The 16,584-nt window shown below is 41.7% G+C and carries 24 protein-coding genes; 8 read left to right on the top strand and 16 right to left on the bottom strand.

Annotated features, from left to right (window positions below):
- Positions 1-12: 12 nt before the first annotated feature.
- From METTI_RS04985 to METTI_RS04970, 4 genes are all read left to right on the top strand, one after another.
- On the top strand, positions 13-1,302 hold the full coding sequence (locus METTI_RS04985) for a hypothetical protein (RefSeq protein ID WP_023844734.1): 1,290 nt from the start codon (positions 13-15) through the stop codon (positions 1,300-1,302).
- A gap of 110 nt (positions 1,303-1,412) precedes the next feature.
- Positions 1,413-2,825, top strand: a complete 1,413-nt coding sequence (locus tag METTI_RS04980) for an aspartate kinase (RefSeq protein WP_023844733.1) — start codon at positions 1,413-1,415, stop codon at positions 2,823-2,825.
- Positions 2,822-3,826: a phosphoribosylformylglycinamidine cyclo-ligase gene (purM, locus tag METTI_RS04975; protein ID WP_023844732.1), complete on the top strand. Its 1,005-nt coding sequence runs from the start codon at positions 2,822-2,824 to the stop codon at positions 3,824-3,826. Before METTI_RS04980 ends, purM begins: the two co-directional genes overlap by 4 nt.
- A gap of 15 nt (positions 3,827-3,841) precedes the next feature.
- Positions 3,842-4,120, top strand: coding sequence for a DUF1894 domain-containing protein (locus tag METTI_RS04970; RefSeq protein WP_023844731.1), 279 nt, complete (start codon positions 3,842-3,844; stop codon positions 4,118-4,120).
- A 33-nt stretch (positions 4,121-4,153) separates the two neighbouring features.
- Here METTI_RS04970 and METTI_RS04965 read toward each other — a convergent pair whose 3' ends face one another.
- From METTI_RS04965 to METTI_RS04915, 11 genes are all read right to left on the bottom strand, one after another.
- A complete protein-coding gene (locus tag METTI_RS04965) occupies positions 4,154-4,720 on the bottom strand; it encodes a hypothetical protein (RefSeq protein ID WP_023844730.1) in 567 nt (188 codons plus the stop codon).
- A gap of 228 nt (positions 4,721-4,948) precedes the next feature.
- On the bottom strand, positions 4,949-5,905 hold the full coding sequence (mtrH, locus tag METTI_RS04960; RefSeq protein ID WP_023844728.1) for a tetrahydromethanopterin S-methyltransferase subunit H: 957 nt from the start codon (positions 5,903-5,905) through the stop codon (positions 4,949-4,951).
- Between the two features lie 17 nt (positions 5,906-5,922).
- Positions 5,923-6,159, bottom strand: coding sequence for a tetrahydromethanopterin S-methyltransferase subunit MtrG (mtrG, locus tag METTI_RS04955; protein ID WP_023844727.1), 237 nt, complete (start codon positions 6,157-6,159; stop codon positions 5,923-5,925).
- A gap of 1 nt (position 6,160) precedes the next feature.
- On the bottom strand, positions 6,161-6,388 hold the full coding sequence (locus tag METTI_RS04950) for a tetrahydromethanopterin S-methyltransferase subunit F (protein ID WP_023844726.1): 228 nt from the start codon (positions 6,386-6,388) through the stop codon (positions 6,161-6,163).
- 1 nt (position 6,389) lies between these two features.
- Positions 6,390-7,118, bottom strand: a complete 729-nt coding sequence (mtrA, locus tag METTI_RS04945) for a tetrahydromethanopterin S-methyltransferase subunit A (RefSeq protein WP_023844725.1) — start codon at positions 7,116-7,118, stop codon at positions 6,390-6,392.
- Position 7,119: 1 nt separating this feature from the next.
- On the bottom strand, positions 7,120-7,434 hold the full coding sequence (locus METTI_RS04940) for a tetrahydromethanopterin S-methyltransferase subunit B (RefSeq protein ID WP_023844724.1): 315 nt from the start codon (positions 7,432-7,434) through the stop codon (positions 7,120-7,122).
- On the bottom strand, positions 7,431-8,240 hold the full coding sequence (mtrC, locus tag METTI_RS04935) for a tetrahydromethanopterin S-methyltransferase subunit MtrC (RefSeq protein WP_023844723.1): 810 nt from the start codon (positions 8,238-8,240) through the stop codon (positions 7,431-7,433). The genes METTI_RS04940 and mtrC overlap by 4 nt, the downstream gene beginning before the upstream one ends.
- Entirely contained in the window at positions 8,241-8,960 is a 720-nt protein-coding gene (gene mtrD / locus METTI_RS04930; protein WP_023844722.1) for a tetrahydromethanopterin S-methyltransferase subunit D, read from the bottom strand.
- Positions 8,957-9,871, bottom strand: a complete 915-nt coding sequence (mtrE, locus tag METTI_RS04925) for a tetrahydromethanopterin S-methyltransferase subunit E (protein ID WP_023844721.1) — start codon at positions 9,869-9,871, stop codon at positions 8,957-8,959. The genes mtrD and mtrE overlap by 4 nt, the downstream gene beginning before the upstream one ends.
- A gap of 256 nt (positions 9,872-10,127) precedes the next feature.
- Complete coding sequence (locus METTI_RS04920) at positions 10,128-10,514, bottom strand: DUF5402 family protein (RefSeq protein ID WP_023844720.1); 387 nt, start codon at positions 10,512-10,514, stop codon at positions 10,128-10,130.
- Positions 10,514-11,545: a peptidase U32 family protein gene (locus tag METTI_RS04915; protein WP_023844719.1), complete on the bottom strand. Its 1,032-nt coding sequence runs from the start codon at positions 11,543-11,545 to the stop codon at positions 10,514-10,516. Before METTI_RS04915 ends, METTI_RS04920 begins: the two co-directional genes overlap by 1 nt.
- Positions 11,546-11,641: 96 nt before the next feature.
- Here METTI_RS04915 and METTI_RS04910 point away from each other — a divergent pair, with 96 nt between their 5' ends.
- Complete coding sequence (locus METTI_RS04910; RefSeq protein WP_023844718.1) at positions 11,642-12,460, top strand: sugar phosphate isomerase/epimerase family protein; 819 nt, start codon at positions 11,642-11,644, stop codon at positions 12,458-12,460.
- 18 nt (positions 12,461-12,478) lie between these two features.
- Here METTI_RS04910 and METTI_RS04905 read toward each other — a convergent pair whose 3' ends face one another.
- Entirely contained in the window at positions 12,479-12,889 is a 411-nt protein-coding gene (locus METTI_RS04905) for a universal stress protein (RefSeq protein WP_023844717.1), read from the bottom strand.
- A 115-nt stretch (positions 12,890-13,004) separates the two neighbouring features.
- Here METTI_RS04905 and METTI_RS04900 point away from each other — a divergent pair, with 115 nt between their 5' ends.
- Positions 13,005-13,475 (top strand): DUF5806 family protein, encoded by a 471-nt coding sequence (locus METTI_RS04900; protein ID WP_023844716.1) that lies wholly within the window; start codon positions 13,005-13,007, stop codon positions 13,473-13,475.
- A gap of 36 nt (positions 13,476-13,511) precedes the next feature.
- Here the strand turns inward: METTI_RS04900 and METTI_RS04895 are convergent, their stop codons facing one another.
- Positions 13,512-13,784 (bottom strand): hypothetical protein, encoded by a 273-nt coding sequence (locus tag METTI_RS04895; protein WP_023844715.1) that lies wholly within the window; start codon positions 13,782-13,784, stop codon positions 13,512-13,514.
- A gap of 123 nt (positions 13,785-13,907) precedes the next feature.
- Here METTI_RS04895 and METTI_RS04890 point away from each other — a divergent pair, with 123 nt between their 5' ends.
- On the top strand, positions 13,908-14,228 hold the full coding sequence (locus METTI_RS04890) for a DUF6951 family protein (protein WP_023844714.1): 321 nt from the start codon (positions 13,908-13,910) through the stop codon (positions 14,226-14,228).
- Positions 14,229-14,341: 113 nt separating this feature from the next.
- On the opposite strand, the gene METTI_RS04885 is transcribed toward METTI_RS04890, so the two are convergent.
- Positions 14,342-14,608 carry a DUF2769 domain-containing protein gene (locus METTI_RS04885; protein ID WP_023844713.1) on the bottom strand — a complete coding sequence of 89 codons (267 nt, stop codon included), beginning with the start codon at positions 14,606-14,608 and terminating at the stop codon, positions 14,342-14,344.
- 247 nt (positions 14,609-14,855) lie between these two features.
- Between METTI_RS04885 and METTI_RS04880 the strand changes: the two genes are divergently transcribed.
- On the top strand, positions 14,856-15,140 hold the full coding sequence (locus METTI_RS04880; protein ID WP_048135834.1) for a signal recognition particle protein Srp19: 285 nt from the start codon (positions 14,856-14,858) through the stop codon (positions 15,138-15,140).
- Between the two features lie 90 nt (positions 15,141-15,230).
- Here METTI_RS04880 and METTI_RS04875 read toward each other — a convergent pair whose 3' ends face one another.
- Positions 15,231-15,410, bottom strand: coding sequence for a preprotein translocase subunit Sec61beta (locus METTI_RS04875; protein WP_023844711.1), 180 nt, complete (start codon positions 15,408-15,410; stop codon positions 15,231-15,233).
- Positions 15,411-15,536: 126 nt separating this feature from the next.
- Complete coding sequence (locus METTI_RS04870; protein ID WP_023844710.1) at positions 15,537-16,556, bottom strand: S-methyl-5-thioribose-1-phosphate isomerase; 1,020 nt, start codon at positions 16,554-16,556, stop codon at positions 15,537-15,539.
- Positions 16,557-16,584: the final 28 nt, after the last annotated feature.

Here is a 16,584-nt window from a genome sequence, read left to right as displayed (position 1 = left end):
TGTGAGGTTTCGATGAAATATATACATTTTGTAATTATCTCTGTATGTATCCTTTTGTTATGTGTGTCTCCCGCATCAGGTGTGAGAACAAAGGCAATGATCCATTACTCTGAACCTCAGGTGGCAGTGCAGGATGAGATCTTTCTTGAACAGGGTTACTCCTTCAAAGTACTGGACATGAATAGCAAAAGCGGTGATGTCTGGATTGAACTCTACCTTAACGGGGAAGAAGTAGAATTGGATGACAATTTTGCTAAAGAAGATCAACCATTAGAATACATTCGCTCGATAGTCGAAGACGAGGATGATGACGAAGATGAAGAGATTGATTACTTTATCCTGAAAATTACCACAGAAGGTGATGTGGATGAAGAGGATGGTGTGGTGTATTCCACTCTCTATATTGAACAATATATGGATCTGGTTGAAGATGTTGAAAATTACCTGTTGCTTGACAAAAGTTATTCATTGAAAACAGATTCTGAGCTGGAACTCTCAGGTCTCTATACACTGGAAGCCACAGATGTGGATGATGACGAAGTGACCCTTGAATTAAGACTTAATGGTAAATTGCTCAAAGAGGATGAGGTGGAAGATGATGAATACTTTTACTACACAGTTTATTCGGATGGAAATCCGGAAACCGTCTTCCTTGCCAACGTGAAAGCTTTTTTTGAGACGGATGACGAAGTCACAGTATTCCTGAATCATGTGTCATTGAAACAAATTCAGGTCTCCTCTTCAGATGAACTTCCTGATGGTCTGGATATTGATGTATCTTCGCCTGTGGATGGAGGACTCAAAGCCGGAAGAATTGCAATTGTCAGCTATTCATTGAACGAGTCATATTCGGAAGTACGCATTCTGGTGGATGGTGAAATTCTGGATTCCAGATACAATGCAAGCCCTGGTGTCTACAAGGCCGTAACCGATGAAATGAATTCAGGCATTCACAAAGCAACTCTTGTAGCAATAAATGAGGATGATGATACTTCTTATTATTCGGAAGATTTCTCTGTATCCGTAAATATCAAGGACAATATTACAGAGTCTATTGTAGAGCTTGCAAATACGGCAGCAACTGAAATTTCAAAAACCTATAACATAACTTCCAATATATCTAAATCCGATGATTCTATCAAGGATTCATCATCAGATACTGAAGAATCATCAGACACAAAGGATTCAGTTTCATCTCTTTCATCATGGACTTCATCTACCGGTGTGTCAAATGCTGTATCCCTCATAGTGACAGCAGGTGTTTTCCTGTTATTCTTCACATTCTTTAACAAGTTCAGGTAAGCCTATATTCTTCGATTGATTTTTTTTAGAACATAGGTTTACACATAATCTTTATATTACTCTTTATTGTTTATAGACGCAATTAGCTGACAAACTAAAGGGTTGTATCAATGAGAATCGTAATGAAGTTCGGCGGGACTTCCGTGGAAAACGGCGAAAAGATCCGACATGTTGCAGAACTGTTAAGACAGTTTCACATGGATGGCAATGAACTTGTGGCAGTGACATCTGCGCTTGGTGGCGTTACAGATGGTTTGCTGAACACGGCAAAAGATGTATCTAAAAATGGTAAAGTTAGCCAGGTAAAGGAATTCATCGCAGATCTCAGCAAAAAACATTACGATGCTATAAATGTTGCAATTGATGATGAGGATATCAGGTCAGAATGTGTTGAGGTAATAGACAGCAGGGTCGATGAGCTTGAAAAGGCTTTGATAGGAATCTGCTATCTTGGTGAACTCACCAATCGTTCCATTGATTATATTTCTTCATACGGTGAGCGTCTCGCAGTGCCTATTGTAAGCGGTTCGATTCGTTCACTCGGTACTCCATCAAAGGCATTCACAGGTGGTGAGGCAGGTATAATTACAGATTCCAATTATGGTGATGCCAAACCTCTAGAGGACAGCTATACCAGAGTTAATGAAAGACTGAGTCCATTGCTCACAGATCACATACCTGTTGTGACAGGCTTTATAGCTCAGGATAAACAGGAAATAATCACAACACTTGGAAGGGGCGGCTCCGACTTCTCTGCTTCTATAATCGGTGCTTCAATTGATGCTGATGAAATATGGCTGTGGAAAGAAGTTCATGGAATTCTGACAACCGATCCAAAGATCGTTGCTGAAGCAAGTCCGATTCCACAGATCTCTTATATTGAAGCAATGGAGCTTTCATATTTCGGAGCAAAAGTGCTTCATCCACGGACAATTGAGCCTGCAATCAGGCATAGAATTCCGGTACGTGTGAAGAACACATTTGAGCCGGATTTCCCGGGAACTCTTATTGTTGCCGAACAGCAGTGCAGAGAAGATGTAGTTAAAGCTGTTACACTCATTAACAAAGTTGCTCTTATCAATATAAGTGGTGCAGGCATGGTTGGCACCATAGGAACGGCTGCAAGGGTATTTTCTGCACTTGCAAATGCCGGAGTTAATATTATCATGATCAGTCAGGGCTCATCAGAAGCGAACATGTCACTGGTGGTCAACGAAGATCATCTTGAAGCAGCAGTTGGAGCGGTCAGATCAGAATTCACAACAAATGTTGTGGGTGATGTTGCCTATGACCGCGAAGTATGTGTTGTAGCTGTTGTCGGTGCAGGCATGGATGGCATTCCGGGAGTTGCAGGGAAAGTATTCAATTCACTTGGAAAAGCCGGAATTAATATTATTATGATCAGTCAGGGTTCATCACAGCACAATATTTCTTTTGTGGTAAGTTCCGGGCAGGCATTGGAAGCTGTTAAGACCTTACACGGCGAATTTGAACTTGATAAACAATGCAGGGGATCTCAATGAAAGATAAACACCTTACGTATGCAGAATCTGGGGTAGACATCGAAAAGGAAGAAGTGACCATAAAGGCACTCACAAAGAGTATGGACTATATGCGTGAGGGTCTGGGTGCACCTTTGACCGGTATAGGTCATTATGCAGGACTTATCGACTTTGGAGAATATGCCCTTGCACTTGCTACCGATGGTGTTGGTTCAAAGGTTCTGATTGCAAATGAGATGAAACGCTGGAATACAGTTGGAATTGACTGCATTGCAATGAATGTAAATGACCTTCTTGCAATAGGTGCAGAGCCAATTTCATTTGTGGATTATCTTGCACTTGAGAAACATGATGAGGATTTTGCCGCACAGATCGGTGAGGGTCTGAGAAAAGGTGCAGAGATTTCTCGTATGTCTATAGTTGGCGGCGAGACTGCAACACTTCCGGATATTATTAACGGCTTTGACCTTGCAGGAACCTGCCTTGGCATGGTCAAAAAAGAAAGTATCATTACAGGAGAAAAAGTTCAGATGGGAGATGCTATTGTAGGTATTCCTGCAGACAGTGTTCACAGTAATGGGTACACTCTTGTGAGAAATATCATGGAACAGTCGTCATACTCTTATCATGACAAGTTCCCATATGATGAATCCACCACCATTGGTGATGAGCTTCTTATTCCTACAAGGATCTATATGGAAGTTCTTGATGTTATCAAAGAATGTGATGTTCACGGACTTGCTCACATAACCGGCAGTGGTTTGTTAAAGCTTAAAAGGGTTACAAGTCTTGGATTTGATTTCTACGATCCGATTGAACCAAATGATATTTTCAAGTTCCTCCAGAAAGAGGGTAATGTCGATGACTTTGAGATGTATAAAACCTTCAACATGGGAATGGGCTTTGTCATAATTTTGCCTCAGGATCAGGCAGAGAAAGCTGCCAGCATGACAGGTGGTAAAATTGTTGGTCGTATCACGGAAAAAGGTATTAAAGTTGGCAATCTTGTAATGGTTGAATAATCGGTAGGTGTTATCATGGCCTGTATTAATGATATTCCATTTGAGATTCTACAGAAAGGAGTTACTCCTGCACAGTCAGAGAAACTTATTCAGGAAAAGTCAGATATGGTTTACCATGTACCTGGTGGTTACAGGCTTCGTGGTGTGGCACTGATGGGTGATAATATCCCGGTGGGTGTAAAGGGGGATGAGGTTTTTTTCCAGTTCATCAAGCCATGTTTCGGTATTTTTGTTCTCAGGGTTTCTGATGCTAAAGATATTGCAGAGCAACTAGAAAAAGATTTTAAAAACTAAATTATTATTGTAGTTTAAATTGTAACTTGCACTTTACAATTTGCTCTTTTTTGCAGTTTCATTTATCCATTTAAGGAAATTTCCTGAAGGAAATTCATGAATTGTAGTTGCAATTATTTTACCTTCTCCCAGTTCCTTTACCACCATTAGGGGGTTACCTTCATCGCTTCTGAATATAACTTCTCCATCTGTTTTTGAGAAATAACCATCAAATTCAACTTCAGAGCATGTGTCTTCAACAAGGCATTGGGCTTCATGTTCTGTTTCTTTGCAAATATGAGTTACCTGATATTCCTGTTTATATTCAAGTTCCATTGGCAGCCACTTGTAATCATATTCTGGAACAACCGGACTGAATATTACCAGATTTCCTCCTCCTCTTACAAATTTCTCAAAACTTTTGGCATTTCTCTCAATGCCAGGCAGTATGCTGGTATATGCTTTATTTGCAAATCCTGTGGGTATTACAACACATTTGCACGGGGGAATAAAAGGTGTACCAATGGAGTCAGATACAATTCTCTGGCATTTAATTCCATGTTCAGTGAATAGTTTTTCAAATAACAAAGGATTGTCCCATACAAGCATTACCTCGGTCATGTTTGTTGATAGTATTTGTTTCTTTAATTATTTTCTGCTATAGGGGTATGGTGGAGTGATGTTCTATGTATATAGAAATACTCACAAATATTATATGTTATCAGGTGAATATTTGATATACACAACTCCGAGTGTTGTATGGCCGATGCAGGTTGGGGAGTGGGTTCCTATTATACCTACGGCTCTTTACTTTGTTATTTAGATGAAAAAAGAAAGAAGAAAGCTGGTTTATACCAGCTTGTTGATTGGGTGGTTCTCGTCCATGATCTCAAGGCCGAGTTCCTTTGCGGTCTCTGCAAGCATAATGTCAACCATTGCTGTTGCAGGGAATACTTTGTCAGTGTTCTCGATAGGACCAAAGAGCTGGAAGTTTGAACCAAGTATCTGTGGTACAAGGTTTGTTCCGATATCAGCTGGCATGTAGATTGCCTGCTTCTCTTCTCTGGTTTCGAACTGCTTTTTGTATGCCTTCATCCAGTCCCATGCGGAAGCCATGTTGTGGTATCCACCACCTACAGGAAGTCCGAGGTGTCCCTTGATTGCAATAACTGCTCTCATGGATGCACCGGAACCTGCTCCGAGTGGGGTTGCTGCTACATCGATAAGTGGCTTTGTGATTCCACATTCCTTTGCAATCTCGAGCATACCCTTTTCCTGACCGGTTCCACCGTTCTCAAGAATCTCAAGCTTTCCTTTTACGCTTGGGTCTGTTGCGTTGAATGCAAGGACGATAGATGCAGTGATGTCACTTTCTCTGATTGCCTCGATCTCGTCAGCGTGAACACTGGCGTTGATGGAGTTGTAGATAGCTCTGTCAGCTACACCGATCTCTGTTACGTACTCTGCTGCTGCTGCACGAACGTCACCAGCTGATGAGTCGATAAGGAATGGTGTCTTGTCATCTACCTCTACGAACCAGTCGATGTACTTCTTGATTGCTTCTGGGGTTTCTCCGACGATCTGGTTTACGATAGGGTTACCTGTAACTTCGCCCATGTCAACCATTCCCTGCCAGAGTTTGTTTGCAGCATCTACATCGAAGACACCCTTGTCTTCATCAGTCACGATCTTGTGCCTGTTGTAGAACATCGTTCCAATAAGCACTGTAGGATACTGTCCTGGCTGGCCACCAAACTTGACGCCGCCGACATCGTATACCTCTTGTTTCTTGTCAAATTTGAACATATGAATAACCTCTTTATTTAAATACCGAGCATAGGTGCAAGGAACAGTACGTAAAGCAGGAACATGATTATTCCAGCAACAGCTCCGTATAGTATTCCTATGTCTCTTCCAACTTTCTTTCCAATACGCTGTGCAACTTCACTGTTTACGAACTCGACCTTCTCATCAATCTTGTTGAGTTTATCAAGTACAGCCTGGAAGTCTTCCGGGTCTGTGACCACACTTGGTACCCTATCGCTTCTATCTTCGGTCATTTTACATCACCTTCCAAGCGAACATAGGGATGATAACTACCATTACGATTGCAAATATGAATCCTGCAACGAATCCAGCTACGCCTGTTGCGGAAACACCAGAGTCAAGTTTCTGGTTTCTTGCAATGAGCTGGGCTCTGTAACGGATATCCTCGACTACAGCTTCAATGGGTCCCATCTGAGGGGTAATCACCATTGGTACGCCTTTACCATATTCTTCTTCTGCCATATTACTGACCTCCGAACAATAGCATTCCCAGAAGTGACAATGTGATTGCCAGACCGATCATTATACCTTCTACCTTTCCTGCGTGAACACCGGAGTGGAATTTGTTGAGGTTACCGATTGCCATCATTTCCTTGTTGATGCTCAGTATCCTGCTTCTGACGGTTGCAAGTTCAGCTGCCATTGGCTTAAGTCCGCCAGCTTCCTCAGCATCGCCGTCGCCTCCTTCTCCAACCTCAAGTACCATTGGGTCAGCGTCGAAAGCTCCAGGGTCCTTTCCTGCCAATTCCTTAATCTTTCCGGTAATTGCACCCATGTCTTCTGTACCGATCAAATCGATACATTCGATCTGTTCCTGGAATCTTGCAATTGCCTCTTCTGAAAGGTTTTCTACATAAGGAATAGCACCTGTTGCACCAACGATCCTGTTGTCTTTGACACCATTCTCGTGGATTTTGATAATTGCTTCACCTGTAATGTGACCCTTTACTTCAGAACCTGTAACAAGGAGGAATCTGATATTAGGGTTTGATATTACGTGAGCAACCACTTTTTCAAGACCAAGGTTTTCGGTCTTACATGGACCTGTCAGACATGCGCCTGCATCCAGTTGTGGGCCTGCTGCAAGGTGTGAACCACATGTTACGACTGCAACACAGTTGTTGACATCGCCAACATCGTATTCTCCTTTAAGGATTGGCCATCCGACTGCTGGTTCTCTTTTATCTGCCATTTCACATCACTCCTAATGCGCTCATGACCAGGAGCATAAGTCCTGCAACAGCAAGACCTACTACTACACCGTAGAATGTGTTACCATAGAAACCAGCACTGTATGAGGTGTGCTCACGTCCTTCGAATGTGTTAAGGAGTGGTTTGCTTGGTGACAGTGAGTTGATAAGGTCATCTGCTATTTTGTCAAGTTCGTCGAGCTGTTCCATTATAGGATCCATTGAATACTGGATTATGTCTTCTCTTTCTTCTGCAAGAAGTGAGGTTAGAGGGTCCAGTACAAGATGTGCCTCAGGGGCTGCGTGTACCATACTCATTCCAATTCCTCCTTAGAAGGCAACAGACCTGTTCCGACAACAGCGTATGCGTCTCTCTTTACACGGTCATAATATCCACTGAAACCTATGTACCATAATGCAAGTCCAATAAGAATTGTAAGTGCACCTGATGCACCCTCATTGATTGTTGCTACAATTCCTGCAACGATCATTGCAATTGCACCCTTTTCCAATGCTACAATGAGTGTCCTGTCCTGTGTCTCATCCGGACCAAGACATGCGTTGAATGGGTGAAGAATTGCCAGACCACCTGCAATGAATATTACTGCAATGTATCCGGTACTGATTACCTGACTGAGTACAATAGGGAAATCAAAAGTTCCTGTCATTGCGATTGCAAGTCCGATAATGGTGATTGTACCTGCTGTTGCAATTTCTGTCATAGAAGTTTCCATGATAGGAATTCCCATGCTAAGTACCTTGTTTGCGAGTAAACCGATCATAAGGCCGATGATTGCTGCTACAACCAATGCGATTGCTGGTCCTGCAACACCGCCTACTGCAAGGCCGAATGTTGATGCAAGTACTCCCATACCAAGAGCCAGCATACCGATTGAAGGTACACCAGTACCAAGTCCGTAACTTGCTACTCTTCTAACTGCTGCTGCGCCCCATATCATACCGCATATTGCGCCAAGGGCACCGATGAATGACATATACTGACCGACCATACCTACAAGGAAGTATGCTCCGTATATTCCTATAAGTCCGCCTAATACTCCAAAGGCGATAATATTATTCTGTGGAATTGCCTCTGCGGCTGCTCCACTTCCACCTGCTGACATTTACAGACCTCCTATTGCAAGTACACTGATAAGTGCACAGAAGAATGTTGCTATAAGGGATGCAAGAACTGCCTTTGGGAATCTCTTGAACTTAGGGTCGTGGAAACCTTCGATAGTTCCTCCAATGTTATAGGATGGAATTACTGCGTTCACAAAGAAGATACCTACTGCGAAAACACTGGCCATACCTACAAGGTCTGCGAGTGGGAGTCCGTTCTGAACGCTCATAAGTGCGTAGTATACAACTGAACCACCGACACCACCAAGGGCACCACCGATTACACCACTTACGAATGATACTGTTGGAAGTCCATGACCTTCAGTTCCCTGTGAGACATAAAGATCCTGCCTGTCCTTTGTAATTGGGTCGTACTTTACTTTTGCTGATGCTGGAGGACATCCGACACCATATACGTAAACCCATGTTCCTACGATCATTGTTGCTGATATCATGATCATTGCACCGACTGCACCGGATGCAATTACAAGTGCCGGGCTGTTTGATACTTGCATCATTGCACCAGCTGTAACAAGACCTGTAAGACCTGCACCAGCTGCGAGCTGTACGGTACCTGTACCGATACCTGTTGCCTGTGCCATAGCTGCTGGAGCACCACCTACTGGTACGAAGTGAACACTCCATGAAATAAGTGCTCCACCTAATGTAATTAAAATTACGTAGGTGATGTTTGCCATTAAAATTCCTGCAACATCAATCATGCAGCCACCTCTGCTTCTGCTTCATCTTCTTTGTATGTTCCATATGCAGCGCGGGCAGCAACTTCCATGTTTCTGTTCCACAATATAAGAATAAGTACAATAATTACACCTGCAAGGACTGAAACCCAGCCAATTGCATCTCCTCTGCTTGGATCAAAGACTGCTGTGACCCAACCACTGAGGAATACGGTCATACCAAAAGCAAGACCTGTAACAGGTCCACCGAATTTTGCACAGAACCATGAATTGTCGATACCATTTCTAAGACCGGATTCTGCTTTTCTCACGATGTTACCGGAGTTTGCAGCGTTAAGGCCTGATCCATATTCGACATTCTGGAATTGTCTTTCTGCACCGTAGTGTACATCACCTGTTGATGATCCAATTGCACCAACTGTAATTCCCCAAATGAATGCCAGAAGTGGCAGTGGGAATGGGTGTGCCAGAACGGTTGCCATAAGATAAGATACCACTAATATACAGAATGTAGTGATGAATGCATATCCCATGATAACTGGCAAGTGACTTCTAATCACATCAAGATAAACTGGTTGTTTGAAACGTTTCTGACTTGCTGATCTGCCCATGTAAGCAGTAGTTGAATAAGTGCCGTGTATTGCTGCAGCCACAATTGCTCCAATAACAAGTGCTAGGGCAGCAGATGCACCAGTGCTGATCAGTACGGATGCGGTTGTTCCACCAACAGCGCATATAAGTGCATTTGATGGTGGTTCACCAGAAACAGCTTTACTGTGTATCCTGTGTGGATACATCATCTGAGGGGCTAACTGTACCTGGGAGTTTGGGTTACTCTGTGACCCAACATCTGATTCAAGGTCTTCAGAGGCTCCTGCAATAGTTGCAGCGGCTCCCATAAGTGCCAGTACGCCCATACCTGTGAGCGGTTCCATTCACATTTCCTCCTTTTTGTATTGTATAAATTAAGCGTAAATCGTGCCAAAATAAAAATATTCTAACTTCGAATATTTTATCATAACTAATATGGCGTAGACTAACGTCAGGTGGTTTGCATTATATTAAATACTTCTTAAACCTTTCGAATGGAACAAGCCAAAATACGGGTCTTTCTATTTTGGCTGCTCAAAAAATAACGATAGCAACCAACGGTAGAAATATATATTTCAAAAAATACTGAAAAGCAGGATTTTATTCCCTGCGTGAGAAGTTAAGTATATATATGTCTGGTCTTGGTTGTTTGCCGGTTCCGCATGCAAAATCCATGTAGCATCTGTTGCAAAGAACTCTACTGTTAAGGGATGCTACTTCTGCCGTACCAGGCACAAGTCTTGCAAAGAGAAATGATGGTTCAACTTCGAGATTCTCTGAAGTATTTTTCAGGTATTCATTAATGTGTTCCTCGAAAATTTCAAGGTCATCAATTTGAAGCCCTCTTGTGTTTATTGTAGCTCCCTTGCAACCACATGGAAGAGCAAAAGCATCCAGCTCTAATATAAAGACAGGTTTTGCCAGCAGGTTTCTCAGTTTGTTCTCAAGATCACCGCGGTTCTTTGCTAATGTTTCTGTTATTGTCATTATTGCCCTCCATCGCATTTCAGGGGCTTGAGTATATTTTCTCCATCTTCTGTGGAATACACTTTAAGTATCTTTTCGGCAAGTCTCTTACAGTATCCGCATTTACTGCAAACTTTACTGCACTGTTTCCACTGGTTGATGGCGCCGTCCAGTTCTTTGTTTGGTATGTAAAAAAGATCCCTTATGTCTCTTGGACAATCAAGCAGATCCATAAGATTTCCGTCATATGACTCATTTGCATATGCCTGCACATTGTTCAGTATCCAGTTGGGGAAGTGAGTTCTTCCTCCGATCTTGAATGTATCAGTAATATGTTTGTATTCCTTAAGATCCTCTGGCCTAATCCATGGGGATTTGATTAATTGCTGGGGATCTTTAATTCTGAGTGAGAGACACTTATAATAGTAGTAATCATCCAGAACATTCAGTTTTGGCCCCGGTCCGTTTGCATGGGAGAAGAAATTGAAATGAGCATATCTCAGAGGACACTGGTAAAGGCAGCCTTCGTTCACAAGAAGTTTCAGGTCACATGAAACGGAATCCCTGATTGCCTCAAGTTTGTCGAAGTCCCTGTTAACAACAGGATCTATTACTATAGTGTCTGCACCAAGTCCTTCATAGAACTCTGCCTTCTGTGGCGAATCCACAAATGAAAGGACTGAAACCACAACTTCCATATCAAAGTCCCTGGAAAGCATTTCCACAAAATAAGGCTCTGCAACAGTTACTGCATCTACGCCTATATTATGTAGCTGAGTGAAATACCAGTTAATACGGTTGTACCCTTCAGCTGTAAGGTGCTGTCCGCCCATGCATGAACTGTTCAGGACAACTTCCATCTTCATGCCTTTTTCATGGGCATAGGCAGTTTGCTCTGCTATCTCCTCCAGTCCTGGTGAGCTTAAGTTTGTCCTTCCGGTACCAACATAGTCAGGTGTGCCCGCCATATAAATGCCGTAAATATCATTGGAACCGGTAAGCAGTTCCTCCAGTCCTTCAAGGTGTCCCACATGGGGGGCATATAGTTTCATCGCTTTGCTGGTACTCTTTAATTTAGATAAGTATTTTGGTTATTGTATTGCCTAAAAAGCAAAACTCTTATCACTTACTACTATAACAATTCAGGTATGATACTTGGTGCATCTTCTTTTGCAGGCAGTTTTTCTGAAATCGCTTCTGAATTGCAGTCAGTTGAGCTTTACATGCCAAAACTTGGAGTGTATAAGGACTCAATCCTCCAGAAGGATATTCTTGAATCATTACTTGACGAGCTTTCAGTCTGTGACCTTAAAACCTCTCTTCATGCTCCTTATTTTGCAGACGTGCCAACCTATCCGAAGGATGTAGTAGTTGACATGGCGTCAATGGGCGAAAGAGAATTCCGTCTTATACGTGAATCCATTGATCTGGCATCCAGATTAGGTTCCGGCGCAATAGTATTACATCCCGGTAGATTTGGATGTGAGGATGACCGTGAATCATGTTTCAACAAAATGATAGATAACCTGAAAACTCTTGCATCAGACGCGCAAGATTCTGGGGTAATGCTCGGTCTTGAAAATAAGGAAGGAACATCAACCGGAAATTTGTGTTGCAATGCCGAAGAACTGGTACGTGCAGTTGAGGCTGTGAATTCTGACAATCTTGGCGCCACTTTTGACATAGGTCATGCGAATCTTACATGCGGCGGGGACAGTAACAAGCTCAGGGAGTTTGCTAACACTCTGGCCCCATATGTTATTCATGTTCATGTGCACGATAACGGTGGAGTCTGGACTGATGAATATGATGGTGATCAGCATCTGGCTCCCGGGGAAGGTACTATAGATTATACTGTCTTAAAGGAATTGAAAAATGAGAATTATAAAGGAATATTCAATATGGAGGTTTTCTCCATGGATGATGTGCGCACTGGAAAAACTACAATAATGGAAGCTCTGAAGTAATCCTCTAAAAACAACAGCTTACACATTATAGTTAGGTGGTACCACAAGAACAAGTGCGTCAGATGTCTGAAGCACTTTTTCGGTTACTGATCCTACTATTTTTTTAATCCCGCTCTTTCCCTGTGTTCCGATGACTATTCGGTCTACACTCTCATTTCTGGCAATTTCAACTATTTTTTCAGGTGCGTTTCCATCTTCTATTATACTCTCGATTCTATTTTCATCACATCCTGCTTCAATGAGGATGTCTGTGATAATGGAAATTACACTATCAGCTCCTTTATTTTGCCAGGTCTTTCTGGAAAATCCCTTGTCAGGGACAACGTGGAGGACTACAAGTTTATAATCATGGTTCAAAGCTATCTCTGCAGCCACCTTCGCGGCATTTGATGAATACACTGAACCGTCAGTTGGGATGAGTAGTTTCATTCAAAAGTTGAATTGTGCAGGTTATAATTAAATATATTGGAGTCCCTATGTAGTACAGTGGCTGCAATACGCATTATTTGTTTGATGCAAATAAGTTTTACATGGGTGAATAGAGATGAATAAGTACCAGAAATTCAAAAAGATGAATAACAAAAGTTATTCCGATGTAACTCGTTTTTTAAAAGAAACAACTCATCTTACAGCACGTGAATGGGTAATCTCCCGAATGTGTGCGGATTTCAAGAATATCTCCAATCACTCGGAAATGACATGGATAGGCGAGAACCTCCCCGAACTTGTTCCTTTCATGGATGAGCAGTATTCCAGGCAGGAAGTCTCAAACGCACGTGCATCATTCAAGAAAAAAGTCCAGCGTAGCGGTACAACATTCTTTTATGCTTATTATGCCGGACTTATAACACAGGAAGAAATGCTGCAGATAATTCATCAGATGGTAAAAGATATCAAAAAGCTAATGGACACCGAAGGCAGTGAAGTTCCTGAGGAACATGCAACTGAAGTTCAGATGCTTGTTGCCGAAGTGCTGAGAAATATCAATGAATCTCTGGATGAAGACTATTATTAAGTTTGCACAAAAAAGTGAGATTTCAATTATGCAATCTCAGGGTTCAATTCCATTTCTGTCGCAGTAGTTGAGATATCCAAGAAGCATTCTCATTTCTATCTGCCTGATGTACCTTGCCTGTACTTTGGATACGTGCAGGCTATTCTCGCCGATTTTTATTTTTATGTCGGAATCCTTTGGCATACTCATATCAGCAGGGACAATTGCAGGCCCTCCGCAGGTTGTGCAAAGCCTGTAGTCTTTCTTTGCCTTGCGGATGAAATCCTCTACTTCAGTTTCTACTTTTATTTCTCTGGGTGTATCTATCATGGATATTAGGCAGTAGCATAATTATACTTAAGTCTTATCCATTACTTCATTTATAATGGATTACATACTCATTACTCCATTATTTTATTCCTGAACTGAACTTACTATTAAAAAGGTGATAATTTGTCTGAATTTACAGTAAATTCCACAGTTTGTGATTTTGTGCACAAGGTGCGCGGTGTTAAAGATGGAAAAACAATCATTGTTGATATTGAAACTCCGTGTGAAAAAATAAAAAAGATCTCTCATATGGAAGTTCCGATGATGGAAATTCTGGACATAAAAAATAATTATGTAATTGACAGGGCACATGAAGCCGGATGTTCTGCAAATTGTCTTGTTCCCTGTGCAGTAATTAATCTCTGCAGAATGGAAGCAGGTTTCCTTGCAAAATCCCTTGTTAAAAAATCAGGTGGACTTAGCATTGAATTCGATGAGGTTTAAAAAATTGTAATTCCTGCTTTACCTCATGGAATTAATGCAAGATTTGTAAGGCTGGGGGTAATAGAGTTATTGCAGATTAGCTGATTCCTAAATGTATTTCATTTTAATCCGTGTTAAAGGCAGAAATACATTTCATTCAGCATATTCTCCTTGTAAACTTCACAATCAGGGCATATACAGCCTTTTTTCTCTTCAATACATTTACTCTTTCCAAAAGCGCAGAATAGTCCTTCAATGTGTTCTGCATTTTCTATATCACCTTTTAAAATATTAATGGCACTTTCAGGTATAGCTTTCACTTTGCATGCAAATGAATAACTTGGACATTTAATGCATATGCATTTACTTAAATTATCTTTGCTTTTTTTTACACTCCCCATATCTATCTCCTCTTTTTATTTCGGCTTCATTATTTTAGCAATAGCTCTATCAAGTTTTCAGAATATTATCTGTCTCCCATTTTGCCCACCTTAAAAAATCTGCATTTTTCTTACTTATCATTATTGCTTTTTGTGAACTATTTTCTATTTTGATCTCGACACCCGAGTTTGGCTTCACAGGAATAATCGCTGTCTCATTTTCAGGTCAAATTTAAATCGAATGAGTTGTATTGTAAAACCCATGATGATGAAAGACAGGGGTAAACTGGTCATCTGGCCGGCATACATCGATAAGACCAAATCCAGGAAGGACGGTCGTATTGTTTCCAGAAAGACCTCTGTGGAATCCCCTACAATTACTGAAATAAACCAGGCCGCAGCAAAGCTTGGAATGAATCCTGAAGTTGAAGCAGACAAAGCCTATCCTCGTAGCTGGTGGGAGAATAAGGGCAGGGTACTTATTGATAATACTGCACCCAAAACTCATCACTGTAGAAGAATATGCGCAGCTATCAAGGAAATGCGTTCCTGATAGCAAACTCTATTTTTGATATTTAATTTATACTAATTTGAATTTGTAAAAAAGAATGTAATGTGGCTATATGCCTTTATTTCAGGCAGATTATACTACTGGCCACATTCCAAAGTTTGCATCAAGTATAAGGATAGCAAGACCAACGACAATACCGACAGCAACAACTGTCTTTGGGTCTACATGTATTGCTCTTTTGTCGGCTTCGTAATATCTCATAAGACCGGCAGATGACATCAAGCCATTGCCACTGGATTTCTTTTGTGCCATAATATCTCCATTTAGCGTTAATGAGTGTTTAGTTAGTAATTATAAACTTTATATTAACCATCTATGGTGGTCATTATTAATTTACCTGACCCTTTCATGTCTTTAATGATTTAAAAGATTGTGCATTCATGCCAGGAGTTCATCCAGCAGGAATGGTGGGTAAAATACTCCTTTCTCTGTAATTACTGCAGTGACATTTTCCATAGGAGTTGCATCAAATGCAGGATTGTAAACCTTAACATCTGCTGGTGCTATCTGCACATCTTTAAAGAAGCGGAGTTCGTCTGCATCTCTCTGTTCGATGGTGACAGTGTCTTCCCAGTTGTTCGGGTCAAATGTTGATATCGGTGCTGCAACAAAAAATGGAATCTCATGTTCTCTTGCAAGGACTGAATGCGTATAGGTTCCTATTTTGTTGAACACTGCATCTCCTGTAATCCTGTCAGCTCCAACAATTACTTTGTCTACCATTCCTTTGCTCATAACATGCCCTGACATTGAGTCAGAAATGAGTGTCACGTCAATATTGTCCTGTATGAGTTCCCATGTTGTTATCCTGCCGCCCTGGTTAAGCGGTCTTGTCTCACAGGCAATGACCTTGATATCTTTACCTGCTTCTACAGCAGAGCGAATAACTCCAAGTGCGGTTCCCCAGTCAACACATGCCATCTTTCCGGCGTTGCAGTGTGTCATAACAGTATCGCCATCTTCAAGCAATTTTGCCCCATGCTTTCCGAGTTTCTTGTTGGTTGCAACGTCTTCATCAGCAATGTTCTTAGCTTCTGCCAGTACCACATCTTTGATTCCATTGAGGTCGTATGCATCTGAAATTGCACTTATGGTTCTTTCAACACCCCATGCAAGATTAACTGCTGTGGGTCTTGTTGCTATGATGATTTTTGCAGCAACATTCAGATCTTTTATGAGTGCTTCCATATCACTTGCACTGCTCAGGATTGCGGCAAGTGCGATACCATAGGCACCGGCAGCTCCAAGTGCAGGAGCTCCTCGCACACGCAGGGACTTTATTGCTTCACAAAGGGAAGCGAGCGTTTTGCATTCAATGACCTTGTACTCCATTGGGAGGAGTGTCTGGTCTATCATTACAATTGAATTAGAGTCATCATTCCAGTCTATGGTTCTCATGCTATCTGCCTCTCTAAATGTCAGAACC

Source organism: Methanolobus tindarius DSM 2278, assembly GCF_000504205.1.
GTDB classification, from domain to species: domain Archaea; phylum Halobacteriota; class Methanosarcinia; order Methanosarcinales; family Methanosarcinaceae; genus Methanolobus; species Methanolobus tindarius.
This window is presented reverse-complemented; position numbering and strand designations above follow the sequence as displayed.